Origin of the sequence: Desulfosporosinus fructosivorans (genome assembly GCF_004766045.1) — a bacterium.
Taxonomy (GTDB): Bacteria; Bacillota; Desulfitobacteriia; order Desulfitobacteriales; family Desulfitobacteriaceae; genus Desulfosporosinus; species Desulfosporosinus fructosivorans.
Map to the genome: position 1 here is coordinate 1 of NZ_SPQQ01000026.1, position 19650 is coordinate 19650.

General features: G+C 39.2%; 18 protein-coding genes. 17 read left to right on the plus strand and 1 reads right to left on the minus strand.

What is annotated here, in order from left to right; genetic code table 11:
- The coding region (locus tag E4K67_RS30415) for a hypothetical protein (protein ID WP_206752235.1) at positions 1–312 on the plus strand (312 nt) is incomplete at its 5' end.
- Between the two features lie 192 nt (positions 313–504).
- On the opposite strand, the gene E4K67_RS28360 is transcribed toward E4K67_RS30415, so the two are convergent.
- Positions 505–1323: a DUF3102 domain-containing protein gene (locus E4K67_RS28360; RefSeq protein ID WP_135552908.1), complete on the minus strand. Its 819-nt coding sequence runs from the start codon at positions 1321–1323 to the stop codon at positions 505–507.
- A 663-nt stretch (positions 1324–1986) separates the two neighbouring features.
- Here E4K67_RS28360 and E4K67_RS28365 point away from each other — a divergent pair.
- The 16 genes from E4K67_RS28365 to E4K67_RS28445 all read left to right on the plus strand — a co-directional run bounded on the left by E4K67_RS28365 (position 1987) and on the right by E4K67_RS28445 (position 19609).
- Positions 1987–3129 carry a hypothetical protein gene (locus E4K67_RS28365; protein ID WP_135552910.1) on the plus strand — a complete coding sequence of 381 codons (1143 nt, stop codon included), beginning with the start codon at positions 1987–1989 and terminating at the stop codon, positions 3127–3129.
- A 156-nt stretch (positions 3130–3285) separates the two neighbouring features.
- Positions 3286–3762 carry a hypothetical protein gene (locus E4K67_RS28375; RefSeq protein WP_135552912.1) on the plus strand — a complete coding sequence of 159 codons (477 nt, stop codon included), beginning with the start codon at positions 3286–3288 and terminating at the stop codon, positions 3760–3762.
- Positions 3763–3825: 63 nt separating this feature from the next.
- Positions 3826–4518 (plus strand): YveK family protein, encoded by a 693-nt coding sequence (locus E4K67_RS28380; RefSeq protein WP_135552914.1) that lies wholly within the window; start codon positions 3826–3828, stop codon positions 4516–4518.
- A gap of 21 nt (positions 4519–4539) precedes the next feature.
- Positions 4540–5250: a CpsD/CapB family tyrosine-protein kinase gene (locus E4K67_RS28385; RefSeq protein ID WP_135552916.1), complete on the plus strand. Its 711-nt coding sequence runs from the start codon at positions 4540–4542 to the stop codon at positions 5248–5250.
- Positions 5251–5407: 157 nt separating this feature from the next.
- The gene (locus E4K67_RS28390; RefSeq protein ID WP_135552918.1) at positions 5408–5608 is read left to right on the plus strand and encodes a hypothetical protein; all 201 of its coding nucleotides are present in this window, start codon (positions 5408–5410) and stop codon (positions 5606–5608) included.
- A 21-nt stretch (positions 5609–5629) separates the two neighbouring features.
- A complete protein-coding gene (locus tag E4K67_RS28395; RefSeq protein ID WP_243454673.1) occupies positions 5630–6565 on the plus strand; it encodes a polyprenyl synthetase family protein in 936 nt (311 codons plus the stop codon).
- The gene (locus tag E4K67_RS28400; protein WP_243454674.1) at positions 6555–8897 is read left to right on the plus strand and encodes a sensor histidine kinase; all 2343 of its coding nucleotides are present in this window, start codon (positions 6555–6557) and stop codon (positions 8895–8897) included. The genes E4K67_RS28395 and E4K67_RS28400 overlap by 11 nt, the downstream gene beginning before the upstream one ends.
- Positions 8898–8985: 88 nt before the next feature.
- Positions 8986–9675 carry a response regulator gene (locus E4K67_RS28405; protein WP_135552922.1) on the plus strand — a complete coding sequence of 230 codons (690 nt, stop codon included), beginning with the start codon at positions 8986–8988 and terminating at the stop codon, positions 9673–9675.
- Positions 9676–10037: 362 nt separating this feature from the next.
- A complete protein-coding gene (locus E4K67_RS28410) occupies positions 10038–11906 on the plus strand; it encodes a polysaccharide biosynthesis protein (protein ID WP_135552924.1) in 1869 nt (622 codons plus the stop codon).
- Between the two features lie 65 nt (positions 11907–11971).
- Positions 11972–12580, plus strand: coding sequence for a sugar transferase (locus tag E4K67_RS28415; RefSeq protein WP_338031926.1), 609 nt, complete (start codon positions 11972–11974; stop codon positions 12578–12580).
- Positions 12581–12611: 31 nt separating this feature from the next.
- Positions 12612–13145 carry a PglD-related sugar-binding protein gene (locus E4K67_RS28420; protein ID WP_135552926.1) on the plus strand — a complete coding sequence of 178 codons (534 nt, stop codon included), beginning with the start codon at positions 12612–12614 and terminating at the stop codon, positions 13143–13145.
- 181 nt (positions 13146–13326) lie between these two features.
- Positions 13327–14358, plus strand: a complete 1032-nt coding sequence (locus E4K67_RS28425) for a glycosyltransferase (protein WP_135552928.1) — start codon at positions 13327–13329, stop codon at positions 14356–14358.
- 155 nt (positions 14359–14513) lie between these two features.
- A complete protein-coding gene (locus E4K67_RS28430; RefSeq protein WP_135552930.1) occupies positions 14514–15827 on the plus strand; it encodes a nucleotide sugar dehydrogenase in 1314 nt (437 codons plus the stop codon).
- 273 nt (positions 15828–16100) lie between these two features.
- Positions 16101–17213: a glycosyltransferase family 4 protein gene (locus tag E4K67_RS28435; RefSeq protein WP_135552932.1), complete on the plus strand. Its 1113-nt coding sequence runs from the start codon at positions 16101–16103 to the stop codon at positions 17211–17213.
- Positions 17214–17364: 151 nt separating this feature from the next.
- Positions 17365–18351, plus strand: coding sequence for a glycosyltransferase (locus E4K67_RS28440; protein ID WP_135552934.1), 987 nt, complete (start codon positions 17365–17367; stop codon positions 18349–18351).
- A gap of 4 nt (positions 18352–18355) precedes the next feature.
- Positions 18356–19609 (plus strand): O-antigen ligase family protein, encoded by a 1254-nt coding sequence (locus E4K67_RS28445; protein ID WP_135552936.1) that lies wholly within the window; start codon positions 18356–18358, stop codon positions 19607–19609.
- Positions 19610–19650: the final 41 nt, after the last annotated feature.

Below are 19650 nucleotides of genomic sequence, written 5' to 3' on the forward strand. Positions count from 1 at the left end.
TCATCGCCAGGTAAACATGCAAAAAGCTATCTCTTAGGAGATAGCTTTTTTGTGTTGAGTTATACTGTAATATGGGGCCGGGGTTCCACCCGTTCATCCACACTGCTGGAGATTGCGTTATGGGTCGCAGTGTGGCGAAAGTCTCGTCCGACTTTCGTATTGCCAGGTAAACAAGCAAAATGCTATCTCTTAGGAGGTAGCTTTTTTGTGTTAAATTATACTGTAATATGGGGCCGGGTTCCACCCGTTCGATCCACACGGCAGGAGCGTGCTTTACTCAGATGCCTACTCCCTGGCAAGGATTATCAATGATTGGTGCTAACAATGGAAAGAACCACTATTTGTTAGCACTACAAACTATACAATTGATGAAGGAACAGAAAAAGAAGATGGCATTATTACTTATACTGACGAGTGGGAAGAATAACTGAGTCAACAGGATTATCTATATGCCTTGAGGATACCAAAGAGATGCCGCTGCCGCAGCGGGCATCTCTTTGGGCGCTAGTCTCTGTTCTTATTAATAATCAAATTTGTCTTAATCGCAGGAGGATATTTTTTCAGCGTCTCCACCATATTAGTCGTTATCTTTAACGCCTCTTCCCTGTTTGCTTCCTTCTTCACCGGATCTACTCTGTTTAAAGCGACGAGGGTTTTCAGCAGCTCCCCGTAGGCGCTGAGCATGTTGTCGCGATGCATGGCGTATTGGGCGTCGTATTTCATGCTGTCGGCATTGCTATTCTCTGTTTGCAGCGCAGTTTGCACAGTTTTCGCCTTGATGATTTTCCTCTCGACCGTGATTAGTTCCATAGGTTTATCGATCTTATCCGCTGCCTCTTCCGCTTCCGCTTTTCCTTGCTTTTGTGTCACCTGATTTTCCGGCTCTTGGAGGTCTTCTTCCTCAGGCGTCCGGTCTATTTCATTAATTGTCTGCCGTAGCTCCCGCTGGCTCATGTTCCCCACATCATTGTCCGCTATAAATTGATCCCGGTCCTCTACCGGGATCCCAAAAAGGATGAGCCCTTGGGTGTAGTTCAAATGGTGCATCGATGCACCATTTGGGCCCTCTTCCTCGTCAGGGGAGGAGAGTATAGGCCCGTACTCCCGGAAGATTTTCATCAGTCTGCTGGCCGTGCTCCGGGTGTAACTCACGGATTTAGTAAGCCATTTGAGCCACTCCCCATGGGGTATCAACTCTTTGGCTTCCGTCAGACGCCTTCCAATCTCCACAGCATTGGTAAGCAGCATTTTGCCACTTTCCTCCTTGATAACGTTAATCTCGGACGCAATTTGCTCAGGCGTCCTGTTGGAAATCATCCTCATACCGGCTGCCCATCCTTTTTTCGGAATGTCTTTTTCTGATACCCATATAGGATATGCCGGGCCCCGGACAAGTGTGAGGGATATTCACCCATAAAAGAATGCGGCTTGGACAAAGATGCTTCCCAACAGTGACCATAATACAAGCAAATCCAGACTATATACAACCCTGCCGAATCCATCGGCCTCTGAATCAAGGGGGAGGGGGGAGGGAGAAACAGATGGCTATCGTTGATAAGCCGTAAGGAGCATCTCATTTATGTTAGAGGTGGTCCTTATACTTCGTTTTATCAGTAAAGGAAGGTGGCAAACGAAACGTCCCCTTGCCACGCTCGAACGTCCCTTTGCCATGCTTTGGAGTCTGTGTTATGAGTCGCGGTGTAGGGACGTCTCGTAGTCGCTTTGTGCAGTAAAGTACTGAAATTTCATTCATACCTGTAGGAACTACTTGGAATTTTATTTATTCGACCTGTAGTTTATACGGATGCACAAATACTAGAACAATTTTATAATGAGTCAACGTCTATGTATTTTAGGCAAATAATTGTAAGGGGATATTCATCAAGTAATGGTTGATACCGAAAATGACCAAGGAATATATGAATAAAATAGTCCATTCTCTAGAGGGGAGAGAAAACCTATATAGTGAGGGGAGAATTTTAAAAAATGAAAAAAGTAGAAAAAGCTTTAGCTTCATTAGCAATTGCTGGTATGGCACTTACTATGATACCCTTCAATGCTTTCGCTGAGGGTGCGGTCTCGACTCGCACTAGCTTAGGTGCGGGAACTGGTCAGCAAATTGTGGAACAAATTGCTGATAAAGGCGGTTCGTCAAATAAGGCATCTATTGACCAAATCGTAACTGAAATTATGTCCTACCGTGGCTATCTTAATCCGAGCGAAAAAGATTCCCTTAATCAAGCCAGAACAAACTTCTTGACTGCAGCTCAAAATGGGACGTTAAGGAGTGCCGCCGATGGACTTTTGACGGAACAAGTAGTTGCCAAATTCCAAGCTAAAGGTGTTACAAGAGCTGATGCAAAAGTGGCAATCATCCAGTCTCTCCAAGCTTTTCAAGCAATCCACTATTCTGATGACAACGCAACTTTGGAAAGGGCACTCGTAAAGTTTATTACCCAAAATGGGAGGACATTCAGAACGCTTTTCGGAGATGACTTTAAAGCAGAATTATTTTATGGATTTATGATGGCCACGCAAGATGAGCTCCAAAAAGAGATCAAAAAAGAAATTAAACACAATCCACTCAGTTTATTAGGGTTCGGAGGTAGTTCTAGTTCAGCCCTCAAGGGAAAACTGGTTGAATGCCTGAAAACTGCCTTGCACAATGTTACAGGTCCTGTAAATAGTAAGTACCACGTCTTTGATCAAAAACTCGCAGATATTGGCTGGAATATCGATTTACTTGTTGAAACCCAACGTCAGGTAGGGGTGGTGATCGATCCATCGAATGCCGCTGAAAAAGCCGTGGCGATGTCTGTTATTCGCTCTCAAATCCAATGCAAAATCAACGGAACTATGAGCGATCCTTTGACGCCTCTGACATTGAAAAAGGCCGATAATAAACTTAAACTTGTTCTTGCTGTCAAAGGGATAGACACTGGTGCATTTAACATTGCAGGCCTGCTTGCTTGGAAGACCGATAATTCGGCGATTGCGACGGTTGCAGAGGATGGCTCTTCTATTAAAGCCGGTACTACAGAAGGTACAACAGTCATCACTGCTTATAGGATGAATGATTCACAAGTAGAAGCAAATGAATTAATTAGGATCACAGTGGCTGTAGATTAATATAGTTTTGGCTCAACGCTTATACTGCACTTGCTGTGGGAGGCATATAGATTATACAGAGAGTTGGGGATTCCAGCTCTCTACTTTTTTTGAGTAAATCTATTCAAGATATAGATTGTAGTTTAATCGATGTTTAAGGGGGAGATAATTCACGCCATGAGTAAAAAATGGCAACGACTATTCTATACAAGCATGGCTATCGGCTTGGCAAGTGTTATAGGGCTTTTAGTACGAATGGCCTCCTCCGCCACGGTGACTCCATCTTCATCCAGTTTCAAGGCGACGGTTATTGAGATTCAAATGAATACGGTTCCTTCCGGCAACTCAGATGAAATCAGTGGCTCGACTTTTGACATGAGTGGTGCTCCGGATACGACTCAAGTGACGGGGTTTAGTGTAACCGTCGACCAGTCTTGCGACTTGCAATTGAATATGATTAATCAGAGTATTCCTCTTATAGGAGGACAAGCCACCCGGGTGAACATTGATGATATAATCTCAGGAACACACGGTGGGGATGGGATTAGCTTAAAGACACTTCGAGCGTTTTACGGCAACACTATCACAATTAAAGGGAAGCTTAAAAAAGATGACAGTGTCGTTGGGAATCTATCGATGACTTTAAAGCTTTAGGCAGAGGCTGTTTAGTAGCTTCGTAAAGTCGAACAGGTTGCGGGATTAGTTTGGGAGGTCGACATGGAAGAGAAAATAGAATTACGACAGTATTGGAATGTGTTGCGAAAACGTTGGATGATAGTGGTGGCATTACCGATCATCGCGGCACTTACTAGTGGAGTTATTAGCTTTCTTGTGATTAAGCCAGTTTATCAAGCTTCAACTACGCTGATCGTTGGAAAAAAAGCTGCGGAGTCTGGCCAAGCGGCCTCACAAATACTAGATAATAGTGTACTTCTAGCTAACCAACAACTTGCTAAAACATATGCAACGATCGCGCAGAGTCGCACCGTCGAACAGAATGTGATCAAGGATTTAAACTTGCCGCTGACGACGGAAAGGCTCGACAGTATGATCTCCGTAAATCCAGTAAAGACCACGGAAATTTTGGAAATTCAGGTGACCAATACAAACTCTGAGCTAGCAGCTTCGATAGCTAATACAATGGCGCAAGAGTTTTCTAAAGCTGTTATTGAAATCAAAAAAGTGGACAGTGTCAGCATTGTTGATACTGCAGTGATCCCGGATAAACCCATTAAGCCAAATAAAACCCTGAATGTACTAATTGCCTTTGTTGTGGGCCTAATGGCTTCTGTTGGACTGGTCTTCTTACAGGAATATCTGGATAACACCGTAAAGACCTCGAGTGATGTCGAGGAGCTTTTGGGGATTCCAGTGCTGGGTATCATTCCAGACTATGAATTGGGGAAATAAGGACAAGAGGAGAAGATTTGATTGGCATATTCTTTAATCACCTTAGAGCAAACAAAATCTCCGATCTCGGAGGCCTATCGGGTGCTCAGAACAAATGTCCAGTTTACAAGTGTGGATTCAGAGACTCAAAAAGTAGTGGTCACAAGCTCAGGTCCCAGGGAAGGGAAATCTCACACAGTCGCTAATTTGGCGGTTAGTATGGCTCAATCCGGTAAATCCGTTCTTATTATTGATGCTGATTTGCGTAATCCTACACAACATAAACTATTTGGGATGGATAATGGTGATGGGTTATCGGTTTTTCTGGTTCAGGATCAAGACTATCGTAAATATATTTATGAAACGACTGTGCCCGGAGTCATGGTTCTCCCGGCAGGTCCCGTTCCTCCAAATCCTGCAGAGCTTGTTGGATCCAAACGGATGAAACGTCTGATCGAGGAAGTCAGTAAGCAGTTTGACATGGTCCTCATCGACACTCCTCCCATTATTGCAGTTACAGATGCCGCGATTCTTGCGCAGGAAGTTGATGGAGTCATCCTAGTCTTAGCCTCAGGGGAAGTGAACAAAAGTTATGCGCAAAAAGCCAAAGAACAGCTGGATAAATTGGGGGTTAAGATCCTCGGAGCTGTTCTTAATAAAGTGGACATGAATACTAACGAATACTACTATTACTACTCCTATAACGCTTCTGACGATACGAAAAAAAAGCATACCTCTGACAAAGCCTGCTAAAGAAACTGTTTCTAGAAGTATTAGCATGAGGGCTAGTGAAGTCGTAAGGAAATCTCAAGGTGTAACTAGATAACGCCTATTTCAATAAATTTTCCCGAAATAGGAGGAATTTAGGGATAAATGTCAAACTTAACTTAAAAGGAAAGAGGGAATAGAAATGAACTTTGAAAACATAGCTAAATTAGTTCACGAATTAGTCAAAAGTCCAAACCGGTGCGCTGTAATAATACCACAGGCAGAATCTATCCGTGAAATTACAAGCTGCGAAATGGACGCAATAGTAAATGTGTTCTGGAAAGAAGAATTGTCGGGTATGTCTTTAGCAGCTAGATTGTCACCGACTCGTTTTTGGGTCTAAAGGGGCTGGGAGATCATGAATATGGACCAAATTATTGCGAAGGAAATAAACCTGCTTTTGACTAATTCAGGGCTTAGCAACGGTATAGTAATCACAATCAATAGTTGGCTTGATTCCAATTTTAGAATCAAGGGAAGATATGGATGGGCCCAATTAACACTTATTACTTGCGAAAGCACTGGGGGAGTCTTAGAAGTAGGGTTGCAAGGAGCCGTCGCTATGGAACTCTACGCCTTGGCAGCGGATATTATGGACGATATTCAAGACCAAGATAACAACGAACTTCCATGGCGTAAAGTTCCTTCTGCACAAGCAATTAATATAGCTACTTGTATACTAGTTCTTAGCCACAAAGCTCTTTCGACTATATCTAATCGTAGGCATTTTGAGGAAATAAGCGACGTTCTTAATCAAATGGGGTTGCAAGCGTGTGACGGGCAATTTCAGGAGTTTTTGAATGACAGTAAAGAGAGAATTTCGCTTGAAGAATATTTCGAGATTATTAAGAAAAAGTCAGGCGGATTAACTGCTAGTGCGTGTAAAATTGGGGCGATCTTAGGAGGCGCTGAACAAACGCTGGTTGAGCTTTTAGAACAATTTGGGATGAAATTAGGTTTAATGAGTCAAATCAAAAACGATCTCGACGATTTCTTAGATTTTGAAACAAAAAGTGATTTTGTTAAGGGAAGGAAAACTCTCCCGTTCGTTTATCTTTTAAATGTTCTTAATGAGAGAAAAGCTGAAGAGTTAAAATATCTCAGTTCTCTGGCGACCATAGGTTTAGGCGGATTAGCGTCAAAAGAGAGAGGGCAGTTAAGAGAATTAGTTGTTAATGAGGGGACTATTCATTATTGTTCGGTGATTTACGAGATGTATAAGCAACGTGCGATGCAGATTTTAGAAAGTATATCCATTTCGGAAAAAAGAAAAGAGAAGTTGATTCAGCTTGTTAGATAAAATGTATAGGCGGCTAGCATTTCGATTTGCTAATGCCGCCTTTGTTATAATTTGCCTTGTGTATTTCACAGTGCTGGTCAATCACCCGTATATAGGTCTCGACATTGAAAGTAGGGAAGGAGACTGGAACGTTACTTTTAGTGATCCCCATGGCGAGGGTTATCGATTAGGGATTCGTGTAGGGGATATAGTTTTAAAGATTGATAACGACGACCCGGAAACGTATCCTTCTACTGAAAAGTGGGGCGAGGTAGAAGGAGCCTCTACGATTACCGTAGAAAGTTCTGGAGCGCCGATTAGAGTTGTCCGAATAGCTAAACCGCCGTTTGGCTATACATTGTTAAGTGAACTCCCGATGGCGGGTCTAGGATTTATCTTTTGGTTGGTAGGTCTTGTTACAGTATTTAAGCGACCTTTCCTTGTGCAAGCTCGTGCTCTATTTTGGTTAAATTGGCTAGTCGGACTGGTCATAATTTTAGCTCCGGCCTCAAGCCGTGGATTGATATTGGCGAGGGAACTAGAGGTAATTGGTTTCTCGCTCGTACCAGTTCTATTGGTTAATTTTGTTTTTGTTTTAACTAACACACGAAATCGATTAAATCGACTTATAGTTGGGGTCTTATGTCTAATTTCTGCACTTGTATTTACTATACTAGTTTTAAAAGGCTTAGGAGCTGTTTTTGCGCTTGCAGAAATAAGAAAACTAGTGCTAGTCAATGGGCTAATTGGTACCGGTACAGTTTTATGGAATTTATTTCGGCTTATTAAATTACCCGCGGATAAACCCGAGAAAAACCAGGTAACTATTGTGCTTGTGGGATTAGCAATAGGGTTGTTGCCTTTTATTATACTTACAGCGATTCCAATCCTTCTTGATATTGACCTTATGGTTAATCCTAAGGTTAGTACTCTCTTTATCGCTATTGTTCCAATTACGCTAAGTTATGTTGTATTGAATGAGAGCTTGCCTGATGGACGTAAGTTTCTCGAGTTTATCATTATTTCTTTAGTTTCTGGTATTCTAACAAGCTGGCTTTTTACTTGGTTTTTATGCCTGATAGCGGTAATTAAAAAGCTAAATATTGAGACCTATCTTTTATTATTGTCTTTAACCATAATGGGATTATTCATCTTTAATCTTTTTAAAGCTTTATTACATTATGCAATTGATAAGATCCTTGGAACTCATGGAAATTCTAGAATTGAAAATAAAGTTGTTGAACCAAACGGAAATCCGTCCTCTATGAATGAAGCTTTAATAGTAGAAGAGTTAGTGAAGCAACTTGGGCTTGAAGGTGCCTTTGTTATAGCAGAGGATATGAAAGGTTGGTACACAAAAAGCGCTGTAGGACGTTATCTTGGAAATACAACCGAACAAGCTGTTATGGAGGATTATTACCGAACAGCTAAAAGCACAAGTCATTCTATCAAAACTTTTGCTAACGATTTTCCTGCGGAGATGTATATACCCTTTGTTTCTGAAGATTTTACATGTGGAATGTTCCTGGGTCATCGTCGTTCCCATATCAGATTTCAATCAAATGAAGTACTGCTGCTATCTTCGGTGTGTTACCAAATAGGCCAACGCCTTAAAGAGATCCGCTACATAAAGCAATTGTTCAGGGAAATAAACGTGATAGAGAAAAAGTCCCGAGAATCACAACGAAGAAGCCAGGGGCTAGAAGTAATCAATCGTTCATTGTTTAGTAACCTTGAGGAAGAAAAGAAAGCTCTAGCTAGAGAAATTCATGACGGATCATTACAGATAGGCTTAGATCTCAACCGGAGGATGAAAGAATTAATTGCTAATTTTTCGACAGAAAATAATAATTTTTACACTGTCTCAGTCATGCAGGACATGATAGAGGATTTGAATTACGAACTACGTTCAATATGTAGTAATTTACGTCCATCTTCTTTGAGGGATTTAGGCCTTATTCCTGCTGTCGAGGTCCTGTTTCAGCAAATTATGCATCAAGAACTTCTAGTAATATTTCTAGAGGTAACAGGAATGAATAGAGAACATCGGTTTAAAGAGGATATTGAAGTGGTAGCGTTTCGCTTCTTGCAAGAAGGAATTAATAACGTTATGAAGCATTCCGGTTCGACTAGGGCAGATGTCACTATTACCCTAAGAGATGAGAGGATTGAAATGATCATTAATGATACTGGTAAAGGTTTTGACCGCCAGAAGATTGCCGATTGGGCGCTAGTGGGTAATCATTTCGGAATAATTGGCATGAAAGAGAGAATCGAAAGCTTAGGTGGGGAGTTTTATATCGCTTCAAATATTGGTCAGGGGGTAAAGCTTAAGGCTTCTATTCCAATTTAAAGATTATATTAAAATGTAATTGTCGGGCAAGGGTACTGTCGAATTATCAGGAAGACAACATAGAGATGCTAGTGGAGGAGGAGATATTATGGTCTCTAGCTCGGTTAAGACTATAAGAGTGGTGGTAGTGGATGACCATACGCTCTTTGCAGAAGGTACTGTATCATTGCTATCTTCTGAGTCCTATATTTCCGTAGTCGGAACGGCTAAAAATGGGGGGGATTGTTTAAATATAGTGAAGGTAGAACATCCTGATGTGGTATTACTTGATATCAATCTTCCTGATTTCTGCGGAACTGATTTGATAGAGAAAATAAAAGAGCTAGATTCAAATGTCAGTATTATTATGCTTACTGGACAAAACCCCGAAGAGTATGTTAATGCCTCCTTAAATAAAGGTGCCCATGGCTTTCTTCTTAAAGACTGTACAAAAACGGAAATGACTACGGCAATAATTCAGGCCTCTAGTGGTAAGTACTATTTTTCCCAAAACATGGCCCAATATCTTAGATCTGTGATTGTTGGCGAAGAGATTAGTACCAATATTATAGAGACCGAAAAAATCCATGGTACATCACTTACTCCAAAGGAAATAGAAATAATAGACTTGATTGCCCAGGGCTTGCGCAATAGAGAAATCGCTACCACATTGGGTATTAAAAACCGCACTGTAGATTTCCATGTTAGCAATATACTGTCAAAGTTAGGCGTTAAATCCCGGTTAGAGGCAGTATTGATTTATACAAAAGAGAAAGTGGAAAGTGCTAAGATTGGTTAAGAGTGAGCTAAAGATATATAAAATGAATGAAAAAGAGCCGCACATGATGTGTGGCTCTTTTTCATTCTGCAATCAATTATGAAATTTACCTGTAGAAAATACCATGAAATTTAATTTGTTTATCCTGTAGTTTACACGGATGTACAAATATTGGAAGCGACTTATAATAAGTCAAGTCACTAGGGACGTAGTCTTCACCTACGCTAATCATCGACGAAGATATTGAGAATCAATTGAAATTCTTGAAGTTGTGGAGAAATGTGTAGCTATCTTTCTCGATGAAATGGGTACAAAAGTTGCATAAAGCAAAAAAATCGAGGGAGGAGGTATAACTAGATTTATATAGCAAAGGAAGGTCGTCAATGAAATTCAACCAGAAATCCTTAGCTCTAATGTTAATTGATTCAGTGCTCGTTAACCTAGCTGCTTTTGGAGGCTTTTACCTTCGCTTTGAAGGAAATATTCCGCAGGAATATTTCCTAACATATTATCATACAGCATGGGCTGGAACGCTCATTTACCTATTCGTCTTCTCAGTATTTGGTTTGTACAATCGACTTTGGCAGTATGCCAGTATAAACGAGCTTATCTCTATTTTTTTTGCTGTTACAGTTGGAACAAGTAGCGTAGTGCTCGTCATTTATTTCTTAGCACCTATGCGCTATCCAAACACAGTAGCGGTGTTATTGTGGCTGATCACTACCTTCTTAATAGGTGGGTCACGTTTTATAGGGCGAATTTTACAAGATACTGTTTTTAGTGTCCAGCTTCCAGGAATACCGAAGAGAGTACTTATTCTAGGTGCTGGAGATGCCGGGGCTTTAGCTGTTCGAGAACTTAAAAATAGCAATTATAAAGAAGGCTATCCTATTGGCATCATTGATGACGCTCCAGAAAAGCAGAAACTCAAGTTAATGGGGATTCCTGTACTGGGAACTAGGAAGGATATCACGCGCGTTGTTAAATCCCACAATGTCGAAGAAATCATTATCGCAATGCCTTCCGCTCCGGGGGATGTCATTAGGGATATGACCGAACTTTGTGAGAAAAGTGGGGCTGTCATTAAGATTATGCCTGGTATTTATAACTATTTCAGTGGGCAAGTTGATACTCTGAAAATTCGGCAGGTGGAAATCGAGGATTTATTGGGAAGAGATCAGGTGAATCTCGATATCGAGGAAGTAGCGGGCTATCTAGCAGGAGAAACCGTCTTAGTGACAGGAGCAGGGGGGTCAATTGGTTCAGAACTTTGCCGGCAAATATGTAGATTTAAGCCAGAAAAGCTCATCCTTGTCGGACGTGGTGAGAATAGTATTTTTGATATAGAGCAAGAGCTGCGCTCTGACTGTCCTAATATTAATGTTGTTACAGAAATTCTGGACGTAAAGGATCGGGAAAAGGTCGAATTAGTTTTTAGAAGGTTAAAGCCAGGAGTCGTCTTCCATGCTGCTGCGCATAAGCATGTCCCGCTTATGGAGCGAAATCCTGAGGAAGCTTTGAAGAATAATATCGTAGGAACTAATAATGTTGCCGAGATTTCGGATTTGACTAAGGTAAAAACATTTGTACTTATTTCTACAGACAAGGCTATTAATCCGACGAGTATTATGGGGGCCACTAAACGAGTGGCCGAGATGATTATTCAAAGTCTAGATTGGCATTCGCAGACTCGCTTTGTCGCCGTGCGTTTTGGCAATGTTCTGGGGAGTAGGGGAAGTGTCATTCCAACCTTTAAGAAACAGATTGCAAAGGGTGGTCCCGTAACTGTGACTCATCCAGAGATGGTTCGTTTCTTTATGACAATTCCTGAAGCGGCACAACTCGTAGTTCAAGCGGGCGCCATGGCTCAAGGTGGGGAGATTTTCATTCTGGATATGGGCAAACCTGTAAAAATTGTAGATTTGGCAAGAGACTTGATTCGGCTGTCAGGGCTTGAAGTGGATGTGGATATTAAGATTGAATATACAGGCATACGTCCTGGGGAGAAATTGTATGAGGAGCTGCTCACGGCGGAGGAAGGGACAACGAGTACGAGGCATCAGAGAATATTTGTTGCAAAGCCTAATGCAATTGATGTCTTGGAAATTGAGAGTCTGGTTCAGTTGGTCAGGGAGAGGGGTTCGTATTTGACAAGGGAAGAGATCGTTGAGGCGTTGGGTCATGTTGTCAGGGGGTTTCAACAGCTTCCGGGGAAAAAAAAGGTGGAGAATATGTCTGTGTCTGCAAGGTAGAGTTTTATCCAAGGAGCTTTAGTATATTGAATATACTTCCAGAGATTAATAATGGGGGGAATTAGATGATGAAAAGATTTTCAGATGTTCTTTTTTGCATTATACTTCTCAGTATTTTAAGTCCGTTGTTACTCATTATCAGCATAGTGATAAAAGTTGATTCTAAAGGTCCAGCGTTATTTAGCCAGAGAAGAATCGGAAGAAATAACCACGAGTTTGTTCTATATAAGTTTCGGACCATGCGAACTGAAACACCTGATGTGGCGACTCATTTACTAAGGGATCCACAAAGCCATATTACTCCTTTCGGGAAGTTCTTGAGAAAGAGTAGTTTAGATGAGCTGCCTCAATTACTAAATATCATAAAAGGCGATATGACATTTATAGGACCACGGCCGGCCTTATATAATCAGCACGATTTGATAGAGTTAAGAACAAGCTGTGGAGTACACACCTTAAGACCCGGCGTTTCGGGATGGGCACAGGTAAACGGAAGGGACTGTTTGGAAATAAGAGAAAAAGTTAATTATGATTTTGAATACTTAGAACAACAAAGCTTAACCATGGATATAAAAATATTGTTATTTACGGTTTTAAAGGTTTTAAGGGCTGATGGGGTTCGAGAAGGGACCCAAAATCCAATTATGGTTGAGAAAAGTGAAAGTGCAATGTGAAGGGGTTCAGGGGTAAGGCGGTGAGGAGTAATTGGCGGATCTCATTATTATAGGAATGGGCGGACACAGTAAGGTTGTGACGGACATTGCAAGATTAAATGGTCATAAAATTTTGGGATACCTCGATGACGTTGAGCTAGTAGGTACTCAGCGTGAATTGTATCTTGGCAGAATTGATACATTGCCAAGATGGGTTAAGGATCGTCATAGTTTTGTTGTTGCCATTGGGAATAATTTGGTGAGGAAAGCGATTGTTGAAAATTATAAAGATTTGAATCTAGACTATGTGAAGCTGATTCATCCGGCAGCTATCATAGGAAGTAAGGTTGAAATTCTTAGTGGGACTGTAGTAATGCCGGGTGCAATTCTCAATGCCGGTAGTAAGATTGGTGAACACGTCATTCTAAATACATCTGCAGTTGTTGATCATGATTGTGTCCTAGGGGATTTTGTTCATATTGCCCAGGGAGCAATTTTGGCTGGAGGGGTTACGGTGGAGAGTTGTGGGCATGTTGAGGTTGGGGAGAGAGTTAGAGGGTGGAGTGTGGTTGGGGGGAAGCAATGAAGTTCATCTCTGTCTCTGTAGATATTTGTTAAAAATATCTACAGAGTGCATTTTAAAGACCTAGCTGAAAAGCCCGATTTATGACAAGTCTGATACAAGCTATTCGCAGCAACTATGTATTAGCCATCCTGGTAGAAAAAACAATCTGATATGTTTATATGAATTAAATGGAGTGGGTGTCATGACGCAAATTGCTTGTGTAAGCGTATTAATCCCTACGTTAAATGAAGAAAAATTTATTGGGAATTGTCTAAAATCAATAGTTTTTCAATGGCCCCCCGAGCAGTTGGAGATCATAGTTATTGATGGAGAAAGTTGTGATAAAACACTTGATATTGTTCGAGAATTTATGGAGGAATATAATTTTATCAAGATTATTAACAATCCACATAAAACAGTACCTTATGCATTAAATGCAGGCATTAGATCTTCTAGCGGAGATATAATAATTAGGCTCGATGCGCATGCTAAATACGATCCTAATTATATTTCTGAATGTGTAAAGGAACTAACCAACGGAAATGCCTTTAATGTTGGTGGCCCCATCGTGACTCAACCTGGAAAAAAAAGCTATTTAGGTTATGCAATATCGTATGCTTTGGCCTGTAAATTTGGCGTCGGAAATTCTAAATTTAGAGTTGCTAAAGTTATTGGAGAAGTAGATACTGTTCCTTTCGGAGCCTTTAGAAGAGATGTATTTGAAAAGATAGGTTTTTTTAATACTAATCTTACTAGAAACCAAGATATAGAATTCAATAGTAGAATCCGAAAAAATGGTGGAAAAATAATTTGTTCTCCTAATATTCAATCCACATACTATTGTCGTTCAGATCTTAAAAGTCTAGCAAGGCAGAATTATCTTACTGGTATGTGGAGCATGTATACTACCAGCATAGCTGCTTACAGTCTATCTTTGAGACATTACATTCCGCTTATTTTTGTACTATCCATAGTCATATCCTTCATACTTATTCCATTTTTTGAGGGCGCATTTTTCATTCTAGTTTTCATCTTGGCATTGTACTTTAGTACATCTGTATTTTTTTCGTTGAATTTGGGAAAAAGATTTGGTTTTAAATTCTCATTTGTTTTACCAATAGTCTTTCTAACATTGCACCTAAGCCGTGGAATTGGATCCCTGATAGGACTACTAACGTTAAAGAGATTTCATAGGTTTAAGATCAATGAAGTGCCAAAATCGCATGCTTTATAGGTCTCGGTTGCAGTTGAGATTGCCTTCGAGATACTTTTAGACCTGAGGTCATTTCAGGTATCATTCCCCATTTCACCGTAACTACTATTCTAGATGTTTTTGATTTAATGATGTCACACCAATAAGTGATTTTAAAGAATTGAGGAATAAAGCAAGTGAAACAAACACTCTTGAAAAAAATTGAAAATAAACAAATAACAGTGGGCGTAATTGGTCTAGGTTATGTTGGTCTCCCTCTTGCCGTTGAAAAAGCGAAGACTGGATTTAAAACAATTGGTTTTGACATCCAATCTCAAAAGGTTGATATGGTCAATTTAGGGGACAATTATATCGGAGACGTGGTTGATAACGACCTTAAAGATTTAGTCAAGAGCGGCATGCTCTCAGCGACAACTGATTTCAGCTTCGTCAAAGACGTAGACTTTATTGCAATCTGTGTTCCCACACCGCTTGATGACCATCAGCAACCTGATATCAGCTATGTAAGAGCTTCCACGGAAGAAGTCGCTAAATATCTTAAAAGAGAAACTATGGTGGTATTAGAATCTACAACATATCCTGGCACGACAGAAGAACTTATCAAACCAATACTTGAGGAAGGCTCAGGACTGAAATGCGGTGTAGATTTTTATCTTGGATTTTCTCCAGAACGTGTTGACCCCGGTAATCTGATATATAAGACTAAAAACACACCTAAAGTTGTAGGCGCTATCGGCGAGGATGCTACAGAAGTTATTGCTGCAATGTATAGTGCAGTACTGGAAGGTGAAGTATTTACCGTATCTAGCCCAGCTATCGCAGAAATGGAAAAGATCCTCGAAAACACATATCGTAATATAAATATCGGACTTGTAAATGAGCTTGCCATGCTTTGCAACAAGATGAATATTAATTTCTGGGAAGTAATTGAGGCGGCTAAATCAAAACCATACGGTTTTCAAGCCTTTTATCCCGGTCCTGGTCTAGGCGGGCACTGTATTCCTCTCGACCCTTATTATCTGTCGTGGAAAGCTAGAGAGTATGGCTTTCATACATCAATGATTGAATCCTCCATGATGATTAATGACCGTATGCCAGAGTATTGTGTTGAAAGAGCCAGTGAGATTCTCAATAGAGATAAGAAAGCACTTAACGGTTCCAAGATTCTTATGCTTGGTGTAGCTTATAAGCAAGATATTGACGATTATAGAGAAAGTCCTGCGCTAAAAGTTATTGATATTCTCAAAAACGCTGGTGCTTTGGTTGATTTCTATGACCCTTTCATTATTGAGTATAAATATCAAGGACAAAAATTCTGCGGGTTGGAAAGTACGGATGCTGAAATGTTAAAAGGTTACGACTTGGTTGTAATTACGACAGCTCACACTAATGTAGATTATGATTTTATAGCTACAAATTCAAAGTGGATTTTTGATACCAAGAATGCCACCAAAAATGTAAAGAATAGAGAGCGTATTATTTTGCTATAAGAGACGGATTAATACTCAACCACTAATATACTCCCAAAAGCGAAAAGTAAAAGATAGAGTTGCTATTACCCTAAATATCTCCAAGTGTAATTATAATAGTTGAGAATAGCTGGTCTTAATGGATATGGCATTGAGCCAAAAGTGTAGATTCATAGGTCGATACAGCAGATGCTAATGAAAAAATTCACATTAATCCTAAGAATTTTAGATTAGGCTCAAACGGAGAAGTCGGCTTATAGCTATTGGAGGGTGTAGAACAAGGAGATATAGGGCATGAAGATTTTACATATTAATTCATATTATAATGGAAGCTGTTTTTATAAGAATTTATTTGATAAGCAGCAAGATAGTGGCCTTGATATTTCGGTGTATGTCCCCATGGCTAAGGGTACACCTTCATCAACCCTTAACCTTGGAGAGTACACTACTACAAGCCCGAATCATGGTAAATATGACAGAGTGCTCTTCCATATAAAGCATAGGAAAATATATAAGGATATTATTAAGAAGTTTGAAATGAAAGAATTCGATATTGTACATGCTCACTCGCTGTTTTCCAATGGTTATATTGCCCTAAGGTTAAAGAAGATTTATGGTTTGCGATATATTGTCGCAGTAAGGAATACCGACGTTAATACTTTCTTTAAGTACATGATTCATTTAAGAAAGCTTGGTGTTGACATATTAAATGAGGCAGAGAAAGTAATCTTTCTATCAAAGCCCTATAGAGATTTTGTTATTGAAAGATACGTTCCAACTAAGTTGAAAAAAGAGATCCTTAATAAAACAGAAATTATTCCAAACGGAATAGATGATTTTTGGCTCAAAAACTTAGGAACATCGAGAGCCAGTTCTGGTCATAACAATTTAAGACTGGTTTATGCTGGAGTAATTAACAAAAATAAGAACCTTAAGACCACGGTCAAGGCGATAGGCCTGCTTCAGAAAAAAGGTTATGATGTTCAATTTACAGTAATAGGTAGAATTGCCGATAAGAGCATTCATCAGCAAATTATTTCATTGCCGTTTGTAAAGTATATAGAGCCAAAGCCCAAGGAGGAACTCATAGAGATCTACTGTAAAGAGGACATCTTTATAATGCCATCAATTAAAGAATCTTTTGGTTTGGTATATGCAGAAGCGATGAGCCAAGGTCTTCCAGTTATTTATACAAAAGGACAAGGATTTGATGGGCAGTTTGAGGAGGGACTAGTCGGTTATCATGTTGATTGTTTTAACGCAGAAGAAATCGCCCGGAGAATTATTGATATTTACAGTGATTACCAAGGCATGTCTGAGAGATGTAGGGTATTGAGTGATACCTTTGATTGGAAGAGTATTGCGCCTGTCTATTTCGATATTTATAAAAGTATCGTTTTAAGATAGATCAATACCCTGCCAATGGGAGTCTTACAACTTTTGTAAGGTTAGCATGTTCATCACATGGAAAGATGTTGATCAGATGAGTTCTGTAAGAGTTTTTCAAGCTTTAATATGGATAGTTCTCTAAATTCATGCGAATGGAAGGGAGTAAAGCATGCCGTTTTTCAGTATAATTGTTCCTGTTTATAATGTTGATGTTTTTTTAAAGGAGTGTATTGAGAGTATTTTATTGCAGTCGTTTAATGATTACGAAATGATACTAATTGATGATGGATCTACTGATAATTCAGGAATAATATGCGATGAATATGAATCATCAAATAGAGATAGAGTTCGTGTAATTCATAAAGAAAATGGAGGGCTCTCTGATGCCAGAAATGTCGGAATAGGAGTGGCCAAAGGTCAATACCTGATATTTGTGGATAGTGATGATTATATTTCTCCAGAGTCTCTACAGATATTCCGAGAAGAACTCTCTAAATATGAAGCTGTTGATGTGCTTATAACTCGGCTTATGCAAGTATATATCGATGGGCAAACCAAATATATGGATAAGAATATGCCAATAGATAAATTGTTATCTGGCAAAAAGGCTGAAGTGATTGAATGGATATTTAAGGATTCTCAAAATACATGGCCAGCACAACGATATGTTGTCAATAGAGATTTTATATATAAATATAATTTAAAATTTGCATGTGGTTATTTGCACGAAGATTTAGATTGGAGCGCGAGGCTTTTCTTATATGCTTCGAGTTTTTCGTGTTTGGGATATTACTGGTATGCTCATCGTATGCGTCGAGTTGGATCAATAACAAATACGCCGAATGTAAAGCGGGTTTTAGATGTTATTGAATTAGTTGCAAAGAATATAGGCGATGATGACTACATGAAACTTGATGCTGATTTAAGAAAAACAATATTTCAAAGACTAATTTATTCTTTATATGCTGCTCTAAATAAGTACAAGTATATGGATAAGCAAGATAAAACAAAGATAAGAAATTTACTAGAGCATAATCGTGAAGTATTCAAATACACAAGAGCATTACGACATCAGGTGTTTTTGTTTTTTAGTGTATTATTTGGATTTAGATTTGCTTTCTATTTTATGAATATTATACATAGACAAGGGGAATAAGGTTTTGGCTGAGCCTATAAGAAGTGAAAACAATATGACAAGTTATCCTAATATGAAGTTAATACCGCACGAACGAAAAATGCTGGTGCTCCTCCTACTCAGTACTATATTAATATACCCAAATTCGCCAAGTGGCGGTCTAAGTTATTTACCTCACCTATTATTAGGAATAATTGCGGTATATGCAATAGCAAAAATACCGGTGATTAAACCGGCTTATAGTTTCTTGTTTTTTGCCAATTATATGATGATATCAAGTTTCCTCTTCTCTTCAATTTATAGCGAAGGAATAATTAACGTTTTTATATCATCAATGCGGCTTTTCTTCCCCTTTTTAGCGATGATTGTGGGAGGACTGTTAAGAAGTAAAATTAAAGTCAAATCATTATTAGGGATTTTGTTGTTTTTACTCTTAATGGAATTTGTTGTGGTATTTTTGCAGATAAATAATTCAGAATTCAGGGCACTGTCTTATAATATATATCGAGCTAATAATTCAGCGGATCGCCTTTTAGCAAGTTTTATTTACTCAACAGGTCAGAGGGGTATAGGGACTATTGGGAATCCAAATTCATTGGGTATTTTTGTAATTGCTTTGAATAGTGCGATCCTTATTCTCTCTAATACTTATAGCAAAAAATTAATTAGAAATATATTGAATGCTTTATGTATCTCAGTAACTACCTACATTGTTATAAATTCACAATCAAGAACAGCGGCAATATTATTAGTCGTTACCATAGGTGTGATTATATATTGGAAACTCACAAATCGCAGTAAAAGTAAGCTGATAATGCTAATTATATCGATTTTTCCAGCAATATGGTTGTTAAACATGATACAGGCAGAAATAAGCAGAGATATAAGTCTTGTTGCTCTTGATACAAGATTTGAAGTTTGGCAAATGCTAATTTCTGAGATGTATGATCATGCATCGTATTCCGATATCTTTGTTAGTATATTTGGTGTAGGCTACCATACAGCAAGAAGCTGGGGGTTTTATGACAATATATATTTAAAGGTCTTTGTGTCTGCCGGAATTGTAGGAATTCTAGTCTTTTTAGGGACAATTATTAGCATCCATAAATCAATGGTGAAAATGGCAAATAACGAGTTTAAACAACTAGCAGCAATCCTTGTTTTAATATGGCTTGCTACTAGTATGGTTGTTGAGTTTCAGGAAATATTTAAAATTGCAGCATTTAACTTTATCTTGATTGGATATGCTTTATATCCGGATAAGGGGAAGGAATCATGAGCTCATGCACAACATCAATAAACAACATAGCCAAAAATATG